Annotated in this window: 13 protein-coding genes; 5 read left to right on the forward strand and 8 right to left on the reverse strand. The window is 70.2% G+C overall.

The window, feature by feature from the left end; genetic code table 11:
• The first annotated feature begins 260 nt into the window (after positions 1 to 260).
• From QF035_RS19545 to QF035_RS19560, 4 genes are all read left to right on the forward strand, one after another.
• Positions 261 to 551, forward strand: a complete 291-nt coding sequence (locus QF035_RS19545; protein ID WP_055615711.1) for a hypothetical protein — start codon at positions 261 to 263, stop codon at positions 549 to 551.
• A 72-nt stretch (positions 552 to 623) separates the two neighbouring features.
• Positions 624 to 1,445, forward strand: coding sequence for a hypothetical protein (locus QF035_RS19550; RefSeq protein ID WP_307521686.1), 822 nt, complete (start codon positions 624 to 626; stop codon positions 1,443 to 1,445).
• On the forward strand, positions 1,445 to 3,388 hold the full coding sequence (locus QF035_RS19555) for a fumarate reductase/succinate dehydrogenase flavoprotein subunit (RefSeq protein ID WP_307521687.1): 1,944 nt from the start codon (positions 1,445 to 1,447) through the stop codon (positions 3,386 to 3,388). The genes QF035_RS19550 and QF035_RS19555 overlap by 1 nt, the downstream gene beginning before the upstream one ends.
• Positions 3,385 to 4,164 (forward strand): succinate dehydrogenase/fumarate reductase iron-sulfur subunit, encoded by a 780-nt coding sequence (locus tag QF035_RS19560; RefSeq protein ID WP_307521688.1) that lies wholly within the window; start codon positions 3,385 to 3,387, stop codon positions 4,162 to 4,164. Before QF035_RS19555 ends, QF035_RS19560 begins: the two co-directional genes overlap by 4 nt.
• A 24-nt stretch (positions 4,165 to 4,188) precedes the next feature.
• Here the strand turns inward: QF035_RS19560 and QF035_RS19565 are convergent, their stop codons facing one another.
• From QF035_RS19565 to QF035_RS19595, 7 genes are all read right to left on the reverse strand, one after another.
• Positions 4,189 to 6,855, reverse strand: coding sequence for a SpoIIE family protein phosphatase (locus tag QF035_RS19565; protein WP_307521689.1), 2,667 nt, complete (start codon positions 6,853 to 6,855; stop codon positions 4,189 to 4,191).
• 554 nt (positions 6,856 to 7,409) lie between these two features.
• Positions 7,410 to 7,817: an ATP-binding protein gene (locus tag QF035_RS19570; RefSeq protein WP_307521690.1), complete on the reverse strand. Its 408-nt coding sequence runs from the start codon at positions 7,815 to 7,817 to the stop codon at positions 7,410 to 7,412.
• Positions 7,818 to 8,187: 370 nt separating this feature from the next.
• Positions 8,188 to 8,607 carry a (deoxy)nucleoside triphosphate pyrophosphohydrolase gene (locus QF035_RS19575; protein ID WP_307521691.1) on the reverse strand — a complete coding sequence of 140 codons (420 nt, stop codon included), beginning with the start codon at positions 8,605 to 8,607 and terminating at the stop codon, positions 8,188 to 8,190.
• A gap of 42 nt (positions 8,608 to 8,649) precedes the next feature.
• Complete coding sequence (locus QF035_RS19580) at positions 8,650 to 8,832, reverse strand: SPOR domain-containing protein (protein ID WP_055618615.1); 183 nt, start codon at positions 8,830 to 8,832, stop codon at positions 8,650 to 8,652.
• Between the two features lie 348 nt (positions 8,833 to 9,180).
• Entirely contained in the window at positions 9,181 to 9,933 is a 753-nt protein-coding gene (locus QF035_RS19585; protein ID WP_307521692.1) for a GntR family transcriptional regulator, read from the reverse strand.
• A gap of 147 nt (positions 9,934 to 10,080) precedes the next feature.
• A complete protein-coding gene (locus QF035_RS19590; RefSeq protein WP_307521693.1) occupies positions 10,081 to 11,340 on the reverse strand; it encodes a DUF4190 domain-containing protein in 1,260 nt (419 codons plus the stop codon).
• A gap of 530 nt (positions 11,341 to 11,870) precedes the next feature.
• Positions 11,871 to 13,484, reverse strand: coding sequence for a S8 family peptidase (locus QF035_RS19595; protein ID WP_307521694.1), 1,614 nt, complete (start codon positions 13,482 to 13,484; stop codon positions 11,871 to 11,873).
• Positions 13,485 to 13,709: 225 nt separating this feature from the next.
• Between QF035_RS19595 and QF035_RS19600 the strand changes: the two genes are divergently transcribed.
• On the forward strand, positions 13,710 to 14,816 hold the full coding sequence (locus QF035_RS19600) for a threonine synthase (protein ID WP_307521695.1): 1,107 nt from the start codon (positions 13,710 to 13,712) through the stop codon (positions 14,814 to 14,816).
• A 141-nt stretch (positions 14,817 to 14,957) separates the two neighbouring features.
• On the opposite strand, the gene QF035_RS19605 is transcribed toward QF035_RS19600, so the two are convergent.
• Positions 14,958 to 17,258, reverse strand: a complete 2,301-nt coding sequence (locus QF035_RS19605) for a DEAD/DEAH box helicase (protein WP_307521696.1) — start codon at positions 17,256 to 17,258, stop codon at positions 14,958 to 14,960.
• Positions 17,259 to 17,295: the final 37 nt, after the last annotated feature.

Consider the following 17,295-nt stretch of genomic DNA (forward strand, 5'->3'; position numbering starts at 1 on the left):
CGCCCCACTGAAGGGGAGAGTCGCCGCCTCCGGGCGGCGACACGGCGACCGGCCCACGGAAGCCCACCCGTGCGGCTCAATGGCTCCGCGCCACCGGGCGCGCCCCCTCCCGGCCGGGGGCGCACGCAGGGCGTGCGGAGAGCGACACGATCCGGTAATCCATGCAGATCCCTTCACAGGGGCCGATGTGACGCGCGACACTCGCAGGCGCATGAACGTTGCCGCCTTGGGCCGGAGGTCCGCGGAAGTGAGGGCAAGTCATGTCCGTGCACGATGACCTGACGTCAGTCCAGCGCTGTCTCGACGACCTGGTGAGGTCCGTGAAGCGTCTGGAACAGCAAATGGGTGGCGGCGGCCTGGAGATGCGCAGGGTGCGCACCGACGCCGACCACCTCCGCGAGAGCGTTGCGCTGCTCCGCGAGGCCGCACCCGGCCTCGGCAAACCGCGGCGCCCCGACCTCGTGTCCATCCCCGACACCCCGTACGACAACACCCTGTGGACGGACTCCGACGACGAGGGTCTCGGCGCCCGCGACCGCCACGCCCCATGAACACACCGGCCGAGCGGCGAGTGAGCCGAAGGGGCGCGCGAACCGAGCCAAAAAAAGAAGGTGCGTCTGAAGTTGGCCACTGGTACGGAACCCCAAATGAACAGCGGCGGCGTACGGACCCGTACGCGCGCCGCGATCGACGCCCCGCATCTGCGGACCGACCGCTGGTGGCTGGCGCCCGCCGCCACCGCGGCCGGGCTGCTGGCCTTCGTCGTCTACTCGACCTGGCGGGCGTTCGCGAACAGCGACTACTACGCGGCCCCGTACGTCTCGCCGTTCTACTCGCCCTGTCTGGCGGAGAACTGCGAGCCGATGCGGAGCGGTCCGAACTGGGAGATCTTCGGAAGCTGGTGGGGCCTCTCCCCCGCGCTGCTGATCCTGATCTTCCCGCTCGGCTTCCGGCTGACCTGCTACTACTACCGCAAGGCCTACTACCGCGGCTTCTGGGCCTCGCCGCCGGCCTGCGCGGTCGCCGAGCCGCACAAGAAGTACACCGGCGAGACCCGATTCCCGCTGATCTTCCAGAACATCCACCGCTACTTCTTCTACGCGGCGGTGCCGGTCGCCGGGATCCTCACGTACGACACCGTGCTCGCCTTCCGTGACGAGCACTACGAGTGGGGCCACATGGGGCTCGGCACGCTCGTGTTCCTGGTCAACATCACGCTGATCTGGGCGTACACGCTCTCCTGCCACTCCTGCCGGCACATCGTCGGCGGCAAGCTCAAGCACTTCTCCAAGCACCCGGTCCGGTACAAGACCTGGCAGTTCGTGGGCAAGCTGAACGCCCGTCACATGCAGCTCGCCTGGGCGTCGTTGATCAGCGTGGCGCTCGCCGACTTCTACGTGTACCTGGTCGCCTCCGGCGCTTTCGATGATCCGAGGTTCTTCTGATGTCCGTGGTCGACCGGCAGGAGTGGGACGTCGTCGTGGTCGGTGCCGGGGGCGCGGGCCTCCGGGCCGCCATCGAGGCACGTGAGCGCGGGGCCCGTACGGCCGTGATCTGCAAGTCGCTGTTCGGCAAGGCACACACGGTGATGGCCGAGGGCGGCATCGCGGCGGCCATGGGCAACGTGAACTCCGGCGACAACTGGCAGGTCCACTTCCGTGACACCATGCGCGGCGGCAAGTTCCTCAACCAGTGGCGGATGGCCGAGCTGCACGCGCAGGAGGCCCCCGACCGCGTATGGGAGCTGGAGACCTGGGGCGCCCTCTTCGACCGCACGAAGGACGGGCGCATCTCGCAGCGCAACTTCGGCGGGCACGAATACCCACGGCTCGCGCACGTCGGCGACCGTACGGGCCTGGAACTGATCCGGACCCTCCAGCAGAAGATCGTGTCCCTCCAGCAGGAGGACTTCAAGGAGACCGGGGACTACGAGTCCCGCCTGAAGGTCTACCAGGAGTGCACGGTCACCCGGATCCTCAAGGACGGCAGCCGGGTTTCCGGGGCCTTCTGCTACGAGCGCGAGTCCGGCCGTTTCTTCGTGCTTGAAGCACCCTCGGTCGTGGTCTCCACCGGCGGCATCGGCAAGTCCTTCAAGGTGACGTCGAACTCGTGGGAGTACACGGGCGACGGACACGCGCTGGCGCTGCTCGCGGGCGCGCCGCTGCTGAACATGGAGTTCGTGCAGTTCCACCCGACGGGCATGGTCTGGCCGCCGTCGGTGAAGGGCATCCTCGTCACGGAGTCCGTGCGCGGGGACGGCGGGGTTCTGAGGAACTCCGAGGGCAAGCGGTTCATGTTCGACTACATCCCCGATGTCTTCAAGGAGAAGTACGCGCAGTCGGAGGAGGAGGGCGACCGGTGGTACGAGGATCCGGACCACAACCGACGGCCCCCTGAGCTGCTCCCCCGGGACGAGGTGGCGCGGGCCATCAACTCCGAGGTGAAGGCCGGCCGCGGCTCCCCGCACGGGGGCGTCTTCCTGGACGTGTCGACCCGGATGCCCGCCGAGGTCATCAGGCGCCGGCTGCCGTCCATGTACCACCAGTTCAAGGAACTCGCGGACGTCGACATCACCGCCGAGGCGATGGAGGTCGGGCCCACCTGTCACTACGTGATGGGCGGGATCGCGGTCGAGTCGGACAGCGCGTCCGCGCGTGGCGTGCCCGGTCTCTTCGCGGCCGGGGAGGTCGCCGGCGGCATGCACGGCTCCAACCGGCTCGGCGGCAACTCGCTTTCCGACCTGCTGGTGTTCGGACGCCGGGCCGGGCTGCACGCGGCGCAGTACGCCACGGGACTCACCGGGGCACGGCCCCTCGTGGACGAGGTCCAGGTGGACACGGCGGCCGCGGAAGCCCTGCGGCCCTTCTCCGCCGAGGGCCCCGAGCCCGGCGCCGAGAACGGGCGGCCGCCGGAGAACCCGTACACCCTCCACCAGGAACTCCAGCAGACGATGAACGACCTCGTCGGCATCATCCGTCGTGAGGCGGAGATGGAGGCGGCCCTGGAGAAACTCGCCGACCTGCGTGTACGGGCCAGGCGGGCCGGGGTCGAGGGGCACCGGCAGTTCAACCCCGGCTGGCACCTCGCCCTGGACCTGCGGAACATGCTGCTCGTCAGCGAGTGCGTGGCACGGGCCGCGCTGGAGCGGACGGAGTCGCGGGGCGGCCACACGCGGGAGGACCATCCGACGATGGACCGGGCGTGGCGGCGCGTGAACCTGCTCTGCCAACTGGTCGATCCCTCCGGGGGGTTGGCGGCGACCGATCCCGTGCGCGGGCAGATCGACCTGGTCCGGGAGACCACCGAACCCATCCGCCCCGACCTGCTCGCCCTCTTCGACAAGGAGGAGCTGGTCAAGTACCTCGCCGAAGAGGAGCTCTACGAGTGAGCAGCTATGAGGCCCGCTTCAAGGTGTGGCGCGGAGATGCCGAGGGCGGCGGCCTGGAGGACTTCGGGATCGAGGTCAACGACGGCGAGGTGGTGCTCGACATCATCCACCGCATCCAGGCGACCCAGGCACCCGACCTGGCCGTGCGCTGGAACTGCAAGGCGGGCAAGTGCGGTTCGTGCTCGGCGGAGATCAACGGACGTCCGCGACTGTTGTGCATGACGCGGATGTCGGTGTTCACCCGCGAGGAAACGATCACCGTGACCCCGCTGCGGGCGTTCCCGGTCGTACGGGACCTGGTGACGAACGTCGGCTTCAACTACACGAAGGCGCGGGAGGTGCCCGCGTTCGTGCCGCCGGAGGACCTCGGTCCCGGTGAGTACCGGATGATGCAGGAGGACGTGGACCGGTCGCAGGAGTTCCGCAAGTGCATCGAGTGCTTCCTGTGCCAGGACACCTGCCATGTGGTGCGCGACCACGAGGAGAACAAGACCGCGTTCGCCGGCCCGCGTTTCCTGATGCGGGTGGCCGAACTGGACATGCATCCCCTGGACGCGGCCGAGGAGAGCGGCCTGGACCGCAAGAAGACCGCCCAGGACGAGCACGGCCTCGGCTACTGCAACATCACCAAGTGCTGCACGGAGGTCTGCCCTGAGGGCATCAAGATCACGGACAACGCCCTGATTCCCTTGAAGGAACGGGCTGTCGACCGTAAGTACGATCCGCTGGTGTGGCTGGGCGACAAGATCCGCAGGCGGCCGTCCGGGGCGGTGTAGGGGCGGGGCGGGACCCGGCCGGGGTCAGAACAGGCTCAGCAGAGCCTCTGCCGGGTCCGTGAGGCCTGTCGCACCGTTGGGCAGGGGGAGTTCGAACCAGACCGTCTTGCCGCGGGGTGTGCGGCGGGAGCCCCAGGCATCGCTCAGGAGCCCGACGAGCTGGAGGCCTCGGCCGCCCTCGTCCGTGTCGCGGGCACGGCGGCGGCGGGGCTGCACCAGGCCGGCGTCCCAGACCTCGCAGACCAGGGTGCGGTCGAGGAGGAGACGCAGACGGATCTCGCCCTCGCCGTAGCGCAGGGCGTTGGTGACGAGTTCGCTGACGAGCAACTCGGCCGTGTCGACGAGGGGTTCGAGGTCCCAGCTGAGGAGCTGGCCCCGGGCGTACTCCCGCGCGCGGCCCACGCTGCGCGGCTCGCGCGGCAGCGTCCAGTCGCCGACGGACTCGGCCGGCAGCCCCTGGACACGTGCCATCAGCAAGGCGATGTCGTCCTCGCCGTGATGTGTGTCGAGCGTGTTGAGAATGTGGTCGCAGACGTCCTCCAGAGGGCTGGAGGGGTCCGTGAGGGCGCCCACGAAGGCCTGTAGGCCCTCGTCGAGGGGGTGGTCGCGGGATTCGACCAGTCCGTCGGTGTAGAGCGCCAGAAGGGCGCCTTCCGGCAGCTCCACCTCCACCTCCTCGAACGGCTCGCCGCCGACGCCGAGCGGCATCCCAGGCGGTACGTCGAGCATGAGCGCACTCTCGCCCGGCTCCACGATGACCGGCGGGAGGTGGCCCGCGTTGGCGAAGGTGCAGCGGCGGGTGACGGAGTCGTAGACCGCGTACACGCAGGTGGCGAGGTAGACCTCGGAGAGGTCGGCGTCCCGGGACTGGCGCGCACCGCGCGTAGACTGCTGAACCCCGCCGGGCGTTCCCAGACCGCGGGCGATCTCGTCCAAGGCGGAGAGGACCTCGGCCGGTTCGAGGTCGAGCAGCGCCAAGGTGCGTACGGCCGTGCGGAGTTCGCCCATCGCGACGGCCGCGCGCAGACCGCGGCCCATCACGTCGCCGATGACCAACGCCGTGCGGTGGCCGGGGAGTTCGATGACGTCGAACCAGTCGCCGCCGACCTCCGTGGCCGCGTTTCCGGGAAGGTAGCGGCAGGCGATGTCCAGGCCGGAGGCCTCCGGGTCGCCCGGGGGGAGCAGGGAGCGCTGCAGTATCAGGGCGCGCTCGTGCTCCCGCCGGTAGAGGCGGGCGTTGTCGATACAGACCGCGGCGCGCGAGGCCAGTTCGAACGCGAGGGAGCTGTCACGTTCCCCGAACGGCTCGCTCCCCTTCGTACGCGAGAACTGGACCAGGCCGACGACCGTGTCGTGGGCGACCATCGGCACCGCGAGCGTGGACTGGATCAGGCCGCCCTCCTCGGCGGCGACGCTCTGCAGGCGGGCGGTCCGCAGGGCGTCCGCGAAGGGCGAGTTGAAGGCGTAGTGATGGACCGCGCCGACGTTCACGGGCTCCGGGCCACTGATGAAGGGCGCGTCCGAGACCGCGCTGGCGTAGGCGACGCGGCGCAGCTCGGCGCTGCCGTCGGCGAGGCCCGGCGGGGTCTCGTCGCCGGCCAGGAGGCCTTGGTAGAGGTCGACGGAGGCCAGGTCGCAGAAGCCCGGGACGGCCACGTCGAGGAGTTCGCGGGCCGTGGTCTCCAGGTCGAGCGAGTTGCCTATGCGCGCGCCCGCCTCGTTCAGAAGGGCGAGATTGCGCCGTGCCTGCGCGGCCTCGCGGGCCGCGGCGCGGCGTGCGGTGATGTCGGTGCCCAGCCAGGCGATGCCGATCGGACGGCCCGAACCGCTGTGTACGCGATAGAGGTTGATGGACCAGTGGCGGCGCTCGCTCGAGCCGGGCACGGTGCCGCTGACCAGCAGCTCGTTGACCATGTCGCCGGTCTCCAGGACCCGCCGCAGAATCGCGGAGACCCGCTCGGCCTCGCCCGGTGACAGATAGTCCTTGACGGTGCGTCCGCGATGGTCTTCGACCGTGCCGCCGAAGACCGAGGCGAACCGCTCGTTGGCACGGCGGATGCGCAGGTCCGGGTCGATCAGCAGGAAACCGAAAGGAGATTGGCCGAAAATGGCCTGCGACGCGGCAAGATCGGTCTCGATCCGGCGCAGAATGCGTACGTCGACGACGATGCACACGGCGGCCCGCTCGCCCTCCTCGGTCCGCGTCGGCATGACGTAGACCTCGGCGAGTCCTTCGGTGGTCAGGCCGGTGCCCTCGGGATCGGGCAGCCGGAAGGGGACCACACCGGTCCACTCGCGGCCGTCGAGGACCTCGGCCATCTTCCGCTGGCCCAGCTCGCGCTTGTCCTCGGCGACGAAGGCCTCGATGGGGTCCATGCCGACCGCACGCTCGGTCGGGATGCCGAAGAGCTGCTCGGCGCGCAGACTCCACTGGTCGACGAGGCCGTCGGGGCCGATGGAGAACGAGGCGACCTTGATGTAGTCGTAGATCGATCCGGGCGGACTGCTCTGCCACACGACCTCGCCGGGCACCTCGCCCGGCGCCTCGACGGGCACACCGGATATTCCGCCGTGCTCCGCGCCCCGCGCCTCGTCCGGCATCGGCAACGCGCCATCGCCTGTCGTCGCATCAGCCATCGCGCCGCCCGACGGGTCCTCGGACTCCGTGGCCTTCGCTGGTATCTCGCTCACGCGAACCGTCCCCTCCAGCTCACCGCGTCCGGCACCGGTCACCGGAGGCGGCTGCCCGCAGTATCCAGCACTACGGTGCCGCACAACACGGTGTTCACGATCACAGCACGGTCCCGATGCTTTTAGGACCGCCCGCGACAGACACTCCCAGTCTTCTAACCATGTGGGACCCCGTCGAACCACGGACTTGGGGGGTGGCTCGTGTGTCCGAGGGGTCGGGGGTTGTTCGGGGGGTGCTTGGGATCGGGTGGGGGAAGGCTGGGGATTGGCTGGGGAACGGCTGCGGGTTGACCGGAGGGTGGGGGCGGGGCGCGTGCGGATCGGCTCCTGGCCGGCTCCGGGCCGACTGCGGATCGGCTTGGGCGGCGGCCGCGGATCGACTGCCTGGGCGGGGGGCGGATCGGCTGGAAGGCAGCCGCGACTTGGCTTGGGGTCAGCTGTTGGCCGGCTGGGGATCGGCTGCTGATCGGATCGGGGCCGGCCGGTGGTTGGCTGCCGAGCGGCTGCGGGCGGACTCGCGATCGGCTACCGGTCGGCTGCGGAGTGGCTGCCGGTCAGCTCGGGAGTGCCAGTTCGAACCACACCGTCTTGCCCTTTCCGCCTGGCCGGGTGCCCCAGCGGCGGGAGGAGTTCGCCACGAGCTGAAGACCTCGGCCGCTTTCGTCCTCGGGCTCCGCGTCACGTTCCCGCGGTGGATCCGGGAGGGGGTCGGAGACCTCGACGAGCAGGACGTCCATCGGTTCCGAGGGGCGTACGAGGCGTACCCCGATGGGACCAGTGGCGTGCCGCAGGGAGTTGGTGACCAGTTCGCTGACCAACAGCGCGGTCACGTCTCCGAGGGAGTCGAGGTCCCAGGCATGGAGCTGGCCCCGGACGACGGTTCGGGCGGTCCGGACGGCGCCTGGATCCGCGGGAAAGGTCCACTCGGCGATATCGCCCTCGGTGTGGATCACGCAGATCACTCCCAGGCCAGAAGCGGACCATGTCCGGTTTCATGGGGTTAATGGGCACATACCCGATATCCCGGGCGGAGTACCGTGCGCGAGGGCGCACTGTGGCGCGAACGGCGTACTCGGCGCTCGTCTCAGCCGCCACATGCGCCTCGCGAGCCCGAGCGTCCCACGTACGGTGTGCGTCCCGCACCCCGCAGACTCGAGTGCGCGAAGTTGTGATGGTCACACCTTTTCTTCGCCCCCGCCGCCCCTACCCGTTCCCGTCCCTTCTGAGGGCTCCGCCCCCAGACCCCCGCCATCGGCCTGAACGGCCTCGTCCTCAAACGCCGGACGGGCTGAGTGTGCCGGCCCTGGCCACGAAATCTTCAGCCCCTCCGGCCTACCCCGCAGCCGCCCCACTCCCCCAAACCCCCCGCGCGACCTCCATCACGGCCGCCACGTCCTGCTCCAGCCACTCCACGTCCCAGAGCTCATCAGGTGTCAACCAGCGGAGCTCGTCGTGATCCTGGAGCGGCTTGGGCGCAGGAGAGTCGGGGAGAAGACGAACGGTCCACACCTGGAGGGTGTACGGCGACCGCAGAGGCCACTCGCCCGGAACCCGCGCAAGCACCTCCGCCTCAACCCCGAGCTCCTCCCGAAGCTCCCGCACGAGCGCCCCCTCGGAAGTCTCCCAGGACTCGACCTTCCCCCCGGGCAACTCCCACCGCCCGGCCAACTCCGCGGGCGCACTACGACGCGCGGCAAGAAGACACCCGTCGCTCAACACGGCGGCTCCCACCACCACGATCCGTTCGGTCATGCGCCGGAGCCTACGGGAGCCCCACGGGCCCACCCACACGCGTCACTTCGAGCCGTTCTGCCCGATCCGCTCGACCCAGTAGAGCTGCTTGTGCCCACGGTCGTCGAGGCTGTCCGCGATCTTCTGGGCCTCGGCCCTCGTCGCGTACCTGCCGACGCGGTAGCGATTGCCGTTGTCGTCCTGTCGTATGACGAGCCAGGGAAGTGTGATGGTGCCGTCGTTCATCGCGCCCCTCCGCTCCCCGCCCCCGGCTCGCGTCCTGCCCCGCCACATAAGGAAACCGCAATCCGCATATGCCCGAGCCTACGCCTAACCTTCACGCAGCGAATACGGCTTTTCACAAAGAGGTATGCGCGAGATGCCCGAGAGGTACGCAATCGGCCAGCACTGAGGGGGCGCATCCTCACGGACACGCCCCCTCATCCCGCTCAGGCTCCCGCCGACAGCGCAGAGACCGCGCCGAACACCCCCAGGAGAACGACCGGATTCCACCGCACCGCCCCGCCAACCAGCAGCCGACAACCGGCAGCCGACTACCAGCAACCGACCCAAGTCATGAACGGCAGCTACGGCCTATTTCACCGGCAGGTGATACGCGATCCGGTACCGGTCCGCCGGCACGACCACGTCCGCCGTCTCCACCGGCCGCCCCGACGCGTAGTACGTCCGCTGGATGACGACCACCACATGCCCGGGCACACCCCCCAGCGCCGACACCTCCTCGGCGAGGCCGGGCCGGGCGCCCACCTCCTCCGTGACGTTGTCCACGATCACGTCGATGGCGGCCATGCGCTCGACGACACCCATGCCGCCCAGGGGACCTTCCTCGGGAAGCATCACCGGTGTGCGGCCCGTGACGGCGAGGGGCTCCCAGGACGTGGAGAGCATCATCGCCTCGCCCGCGTCCCGGAAGACGTACTTCGTGCACATCACGCGGTCGCCGGCCTGAAGGCCGAGCCGCTCGGCGATGGCACCGCTCGCCTCGGCCTGAGCGCTGTGCGACTCCCACGTACCGCGCGCGGAGACGTCGGCCTGCTCCTGGCGGAACGGCGTCGACCCGCTGTCCGGCCGGTACCCGGAGCGGGCGACGCGGCGCGGCACCGGACGTTCGCGCACATACGTCCCGGACCCGGAGCGGCCCTCGACCAGCCCCTCGGCCATCAGGACCTTGCGGGCCTCGAGCGCGACCGTGTCCGAGACGCCGTACTCCTCGCGGATTCTGGCCTGCGACGGGAGCCGTGTGTGCGGTGGCAGCGATCCGTCGACGATCTTCTTGCGAAGATCACCTGCGACGCGCAGATACGCCGGCTGCTCACCGAATGTCACTGGCCACTCCCGTCAGGTTGTACAGACAGCTACAGGGTGGCAACCGTGGGTTGTGCCAGGCAAGCGAAGGCCAGAGAATCACTCGATGTGATGACTTGCGCCCGCTCAAGGCTTTACGCAGGCACTTTCTCCCCACTACGGCCGCCGTCACACCTCTGCGCCGCTGCCTCCTGAGCTGCCTCCCGTACCGGCGTCCTCACCGCCGTCGTCCTCGTACGACTCCGGCGGCGCCGAGGCGAGGCCCAGAGCCTTGCGCGTGGTGACCGTCTTCTTGGCGTCGGTGAGTTCCAGCGCCTTGTCGTAGTGCTCGTAGAAGACGTCCGCGTCGGTGGCCTTCGCCGCCGCCGTCCACTCCCCCTGCGCCTTGTCCAGGTCCTTGACCAGCGCGGCGACCGGCTCCTTCGCGTCGGCGGGCCAGTCGTGGCCTCGCAGCATGCCGAGCTGTTCGGTGATGGCGGCCGAGACCCTGGTCGCCCACTCCTTGTGGCCGGGCAGATCGTCCTCGACGTACTCCTCCTCGGGCGCCGAGTCCATGGCCTCGTTGAGGACCTGGGCCGCCTTGAGATACGTGACCTGGTCGGCGTCGAGGGTCGTCTCGTCCTGGCGCAGCGAGCCGGTCAGGCTGCCCTTCTCGTCCACGTTGCCGAACAGGCAGCTGATCTCGCGGTCGCCGAGGCTCCAGCTGTCCCGGGTCGGTGTGAAGTAGTAGATGTCGACGTTGTCCGGGATGGCCCAGGTGTCCATGGCGTAGGCGTACTGGAGCGTGTAGCACTTCTCGTCGGCGGCCTCGGTGATCTCGCTGTCACCGGGGTAACTGCCGCTCGCCATCCTGAAGTTCGCGAAGACCTCGCCGTCGTGCTCCTCGTCGCAGGACACCGTGTCGACGTCGTACGCCATGCCTTCCAGCGAGCCGCCCGGCGTATCGAAGCACTCGCCCTCGTCCACGGAGAAGGTCGCGCCGTTCTCGCTCGCCTCGCGCGCTCCCTCCTGGAAGCCGTCCCAGAACTCGGCCGCTCCGCCGGTGGCGAGCGCGAGGGCGAGGATCGCGGCGCCGATGCCCGACAGGATCATCCCGGCGATCGCCATGCCCTTGCCGCGCTCGCCCTTCCTCCTGATCTGCGCCAGCGCGAAGAACCCGAGAATCAGGCCGACCAGGGGGAGGAAGCACAGGATGCCGAGCACGAGTGCGGCGATGGCCAGGCCGTTGACCGGGGCCGGGCTGTTGTACGGGGAGTAGCCCTGCCCCCAGGGCTGATAGCCGTACGGACCCGGTCCCGGACCTTGCGGCCCGCCCGGGTACGCGCCGTACGGGCCCTGCGGCTGGCCCGGCGGCGGGTACGGCCCCTGGGGTTGCCCCTGAGGCTGCCCCTGCGGGTGCTGGGGCCCGGAGGGCGGGGGTATCTCCACTAGTACCGTGCTCCTCGTCCGAGTGCTGTGTCCGGGTGGTGCGGAACTGACGTACGACAGGGCGCATCGTAAGCGCGGCCCGGACGGCGACGGAACACAGGGAACAATCCCGATGATTCGGTCGGCGGCTACATTTCTTCGCCCCCGCCGCCCCTACCCTCCCCCACTCTCGGCTTCGCTCGAGCGGGGGGACCCCCATCGTCCTTCTGGGGCTCCGCCCCAGGCCCCGTGGGGTGTGTTGTCGGGTGCGGGTCCGGCTGTGGCTTGTCGCGCAGTTCCCCGCGCCCCTTTCAGGGGCGCGGGGAACTGCACAATCTTTTGGCGGGGGTTCGGGGGCGGAGCCCCTGAGTAAGGGACGATGGGGGTCCCCCCGCTCGAGCGAAGCCGAGAGTGGGGGAGGGTAGGGGCGGCGGGGGCGAAATCCAACTTGCCTCGCCCCCGCGGCGGCCCAGGTCGAGGACCGCAAGCCGTGCCGCGAGGGCGAGGAGAGCTACTGACGAACCGCTACCGCCACATGACCGTCGGGCGGATCAGAACTGCAGCCCCCAAGAGTTGATGTACCCGGTGTCGAGCGAAGCGTTGTCGCTCACCCGCAGCGTCCACGTCCCATTGGCGACCTCGGAAGAGGCGTTCACCGTGTACGTGGTGTTGATGTTGTCCGTCGACCCCCCGGTCCCGTACGCCTTCAGCGTGTAGGCCGTCCCGTCGGGAGCGATCAACTGGACCTGAAGGTCACCGATGTAGGTGTGGACGATGTTCACGGGCACGCTCAGCGCGGCTGGCGCGTTGCCGGTGACGCCGCTCACCGTGACAGGCGAGTTCACGGTGGAGTTGTCGGCGATCGCGTAGTCCGCGGTGTTCTCGAAGAGGTCACCCGTGGGCGGCGGAGTGGTACCACCGCCACCGACGTTCAGCAGACGGTTGGGCGAGCCCGTACCAGGGCTGGTGACGACCCCGGTGGTGGCGGAGTTGACCAGCGCGGTCTGGACGGCGGCGGGCGTCGCGGTCGGGTTGTCGGCCAGATAGAGCGCGGCGGCCCCGGCGACATGCGGGGTCGCCATGGACGTACCGGAGATCGTGTTGGTCGCGGTGTCGCCCGTGCCCCAGGCGGAGGTGATGGAGGAGCCGGGGGCGAACAGGTCGAGGACCGTGCCGTAGTTGGAGTAGCTGGCCTTGGCGTCGGTGCTGGTGGTGGCGCCGACGGTGATGGCCTCGGTGACGCGGGCGGGCGAGCGGGTGGAGGCGTTCGTCGTCTCGTTGCCGGCCGCGACGGCGTAGGTGACACCGGAGGTGATGGAGTTGCGTACGGCGGTGTCGATCGCCGTGTCGACGGTCCCGCCGAGGCTCATGTTGGCGACGGCCGGCTTGACGGCGTTGGTCGTCACCCAGTCGATGCCCGCGACGACCTGGGCGGTGGTGCCGGAGCCCGAGTTGTTGAGGACGCGGACGCCGACGATCTTCGCCTTCTTGGCGACGCCGTACGACGTCCCGGCGACCGTGCCCGCGACGTGCGTGCCGTGGCCGTGGCCGTCCTGGGCGGTGTTGTCGTTGTCGACGGCGTCGTAGCCGTAGGAGGCCCGGCCGCCGAAGTCGGTGTGGGTGATGCGGACACCGGTGTCGATGACGTAGGCGGTGACGCCCTCACCGGCGGTGTCGTCGTAGGTGTAGCTCTGGTTGAGCGGGAGGGCCGCCTGGTCGATGCGGTCGAGGCCCCAGGAGGGCGGGTTGGGCTGGGTCGTCTCGATGGAGAAGACGCGGTTCTGGACGACGGAGGCGACGGCCGGGTCTGCGGCGAACCTCTTCGCCTCGGCCTCGGTGGCCTCGACGGCGTAACCGTTCAGCGCCTTCCTGTACGTACGCTCGATCGTGGCGCCGTACTCCTTCGCGAGGGCCCTGCCCTCCGCCGAGCCGGACTTCGCGGCGTCCGCGTGGAGCGTCACGATGTAGCTGTTCGCGATCGTGTCGGGCGCGCCGGCGTACTGGATCCGGCCCTCGGGGCCCGCGGCCGCCTGCGCCGGGAGGGCGGAGACGAGACCGGCGACGAGGGCTGCTGTACCGATGCCCGCGATACCGGCGAATCGGCTGATACCGGTGAATCCGGTGATACCGGCGAGTCTTCGCCGGGCATGACGCATCACTGCCATCTGAGGATCCTCCTCATCGGTGGTGCGCTGGTGGTGGGGGGTGGTGCGGTCGTACGCACGCAAAGACGACAGGGCCATGTCAAGAACTGGCCACTTCGGCCCTGCGCTCAGCCGAAAGATTGCGGCTTCCCCAGGAATTGCACAAGAGCCCTGCACGGACGTAACGCAGGTGCCATATGCCAGTCATGACACTCCGTCACCAATCGGGGCATCTAACCTGCCGACATGACTCCCTTGCCGGATTGTTTCTGCCCGGTGGACGGCACGCGCGTCCCCATGGGTTCGCTCGCGTGGTGCTGTCCGGTCTGCCGCGGCCCGCTCGACCTGGACTTCGCACCCACGCCCGCCTCCCTCAAGTCCCTGGCGGGCAGGGTGAATTCCCTCTGGCGGTACGCGGAGTGCCTGCCCCTGTCGTCCCCGTCGGTGTCGCTCGGCGAGGGCCGCACCCCACTGGTCCCGCTCAAAAACGGCGTCTCGGCCAAGCTGGACTTCCTGATGCCGACGCTCTCCTTCAAGGACCGCGGGGCCGTCCTGCTCGCCGAGCTGGCCCTGCGGCTGCGACCGGGCCGGGTGGTCGCGGACAGCAGCGGCAACGCGGGCACGGCGGTCGCCGCGTACTGCGCCCGGGCCCAACTGCCCTGCACGGTCTACGTACCCGACGGCACGTCCGCGAAGAAGCTGGAGCAGATCGGGGCGCACGGGGCCCGCCTCGAAGTCGTCCCGGGCGACCGGGAGGCGGCCGCACGGGCGGCCCGGGAGGCGGCGGACGAGGACGGCACGTTCTACGCCTCGCACGTCTTCAACCCGTACTTCCTGCACGGCACGAAGACGTACGTCCACGAGGTGTGGGAAGACCTCGGCGGCCGGCTCCCCGACGTGATCGTCGTCCCCGTCGGCAACGGGACGCTCCTGCTCGGCGCGTCCCTCGCGATCGCCGAGCTGCACGCGGCGGGAATGATCGACCGCCGGCCCGCCCTGTACGCGGTCCAGTCCGCCGCCGTCGCCCCGCTCGCCCACGCCTGGCACGAGGGCGCCGACGAGCTGGTCGGGGTCACCCCGGCGGCCCCCACGTTCGCCGAGGGCATCGCCATCCCCCGGCCGCCCCGGGCCCGGCAGATCCTGCGCACGGTCCGGGAGTCCGGCGGCACCTTCCTCACCGTCACGGAGGACCAACTCCGCCACGCCCAGAGAGACCTGGCCTCACAGGGCCTGTACGTGGAATCGACGGGTGTGGCCTGCTGGGCGGCTGTACGGGAGGGGGCGCTGGGGGCGCGCACAGCTGTCGTACCCCTGTGCGGGGCGGGCCTGAAAACAGGGCTCGCGCGTTCGTAGGGTTTCGGGTTGCGACTCGGGTGCGGGTGGGTGGGGGTTGGTCGCGCAGTTCCCCGCGCCCCTGTCTTTCATCTTTTGGGGGCGTGGGGAACTGCGCGACCAACCCCCACCGGGCAAGCAGCCGACGAACGGATCCGCCCCCTACTCCCCCCGCGGAGCGCCCCCGCCGGGGACGGCCAACCGTTGCTGCTCCTCCTCCACAATCCGCCGAGCAATCGTCCCGTCCGACACATCAACCGCATCCGGCGTCGCCTCGGCGACATCGCTGCGCCGGGCATACGCGTCGAAGAGACGGGACTTGCTCTCCAGGATCCGCAACAGCCGGTCGTCCACGCTGTCCGTGGCGAGCAGCCGGTGCACCTGGACCGAACGGACCTGGCCCATGCGGTGGGCGCGGGCGACGGCCTGGTGCTCCAGGGTCGGCTTGACCTGCGGCTCGCAGAGGATCACGACGGATGCGGCCTGGAGGTTGAGTCCGACACCGCCGGCCTCGATCTGGCAGAGCAGCACGGCATGCCCGGGCGCGGACGTGAACTCGTCGACGAGCTGCTGCCGCCGGGTGGCCGGCACTCCACCCGCCAGCGGCCCCAACACCCCTTCGCCGACGACCTGTTGGACGGTGGCGAGGACGTCCCGGAAGTAGGAGAAGACGACCACCTTCAGGTCGTTCACGGCGGCCTCCGCGACGAGCTCGCGCAGCCGCTGGAGCTTCGCCGACTTCTCGGCGTGCGCGTACGCGGCTCTGCGCATCGCCATGAAGTTCCCGGCGGCGACGGCCTCGCGGTAGGCGTCCTGGTCGGCGGCGCTGAACTCCTCCCACTCGTCGACCTGGACGAGCGCGGGCAGTTCGGTGAGCACGTCCTGCTGGTTGCGCCGCAGATAGGCGGGGGCGACGGACCTGCGGAAGGTGTGCGGGCCCGCGACGGCGTCGCTGCCCTGGATCTTCGGCACCAGCTCGGGCTGGAGGTAGCGGACGAGGGTGCGGAACTCCTCGACACGGTTCTCCATCGGCGTACCCGTGAGGAACAGGACGCGCTCGCACCGGTCGGTCCAGCGCGCGACGGCCCGGGAGCGACGGGCGTCGGGGTTCTTGACGTAGTGGGCCTCGTCGACGACGAGCACGGTGGGTGCGGCGGGTGCGGCGGCGGGGATCCCGGCCAGGCCCTTCGCACCCCGCCGCGCACCCTTCGCCGGGTCCGGGTCCGGGTCCGGGTCCGGGTCCGGGTCCGGGTCCGGGTCCGGGTCCGGCAGGCTGTGCAGCACGTCGAACGTGGTCACCGCGACGCCGCCGCGCTCGCGCCACTCGGCGTACGCGTCCTGCCGGTCGGGTCCGTGCACGGGCACCGCGCGCAGGGTGCTGCGGGAGCGGATCTCGCGCGTCCAGTTGATCAGTACGCTCGCCGGGCACACCACCATGAAGTGCTTGTGCCCGTCGGCGGCGAGATGCGCGAGCACGGCGATGGCCTGGACGGTCTTGCCGAGGCCCATCTCGTCACCGAGGACCACGCGGCGCTGGGCGAGCGCGAACCGCGCGCCGAAGGACTGGTATCCGCGGAGCGAGACCCGCCGGTGCGTGTCGTCGAGCCCCTGCGCGTGCACCCGGTCCGCGACCTCGGCCGGCAGGAACCCCTCGGCGGCCTCGACGTCGGGCGCGCTCCCGGCGATCTCGGCGAGCTGGCTGTAGTACTCCGGGGACCGCAGCTCGAAGTCCACCCACGCCTCGGCGTCGGACGCGGACTCCCGCAGCAGGTCGGTGGATGCCTGTGTGAGCAGCATCGGTACGCCCTTGGCGACCGCGTCGCCCGTCAGCGCGCGGAGTTCCGCGACGGCGGCGAGGGCGCTCTCACGCCTGACTCTGCCCGTGAGTGCCATCCGCAGCCGCCCGGTGGCCGGACGGGCCGCCGGGAGAAGCGTCTTGAACCTGCGGTCGAGCTCCGTGGCGGCGTCCACGGCCCGGCGCAGTTCGGGTCCGGCCTCGACGAGCCGGCGCAGCGCGATGACGAGGGCTGTGGTCCGCGGTTCGGGGCGGTCGACGTCGATCCGTACGGACACGGTCTCCTCGACAGCGCGGGCGATCTGCCGGGCGGCGGCGAGCGCCTGGTCGGCGGTCTGGGCTCCGACGCCCGGTATCTGCCGCAGCTCGTACCGGCTCGCGTCGAACACGGCCCGCACCGATCCGAGACCCGCCGCCTCGACCGCCCCGAGCCTGAGCCGCCCCTCGGTGACGTCCTTCAGGCGTGAGACCGGGATGCCCTCCAGCTCCTGGGCGACCAGCTCGGCGAGGACCGGCGCGAGGGCCGTACGCACCTGGTCGACGGCCCGCGCGTGATCGTCGAGCACTCCTCGTGCGAGCCCGCGCAACCGCTCGGCCCGCCCGACGACCGTACGGGTCCTCCGCCCCACCGGTACGGGGCTGTCGACCGCCCCCTCACCCTCCGCCATGACGCCCCTTGTGTGCCGTACGCCGCGATGAGCGGTC

It is taken from the genome of Streptomyces umbrinus (genome assembly GCF_030817415.1).
Lineage (GTDB): Bacteria > Actinomycetota > Actinomycetes > Streptomycetales > Streptomycetaceae > Streptomyces > Streptomyces umbrinus_A.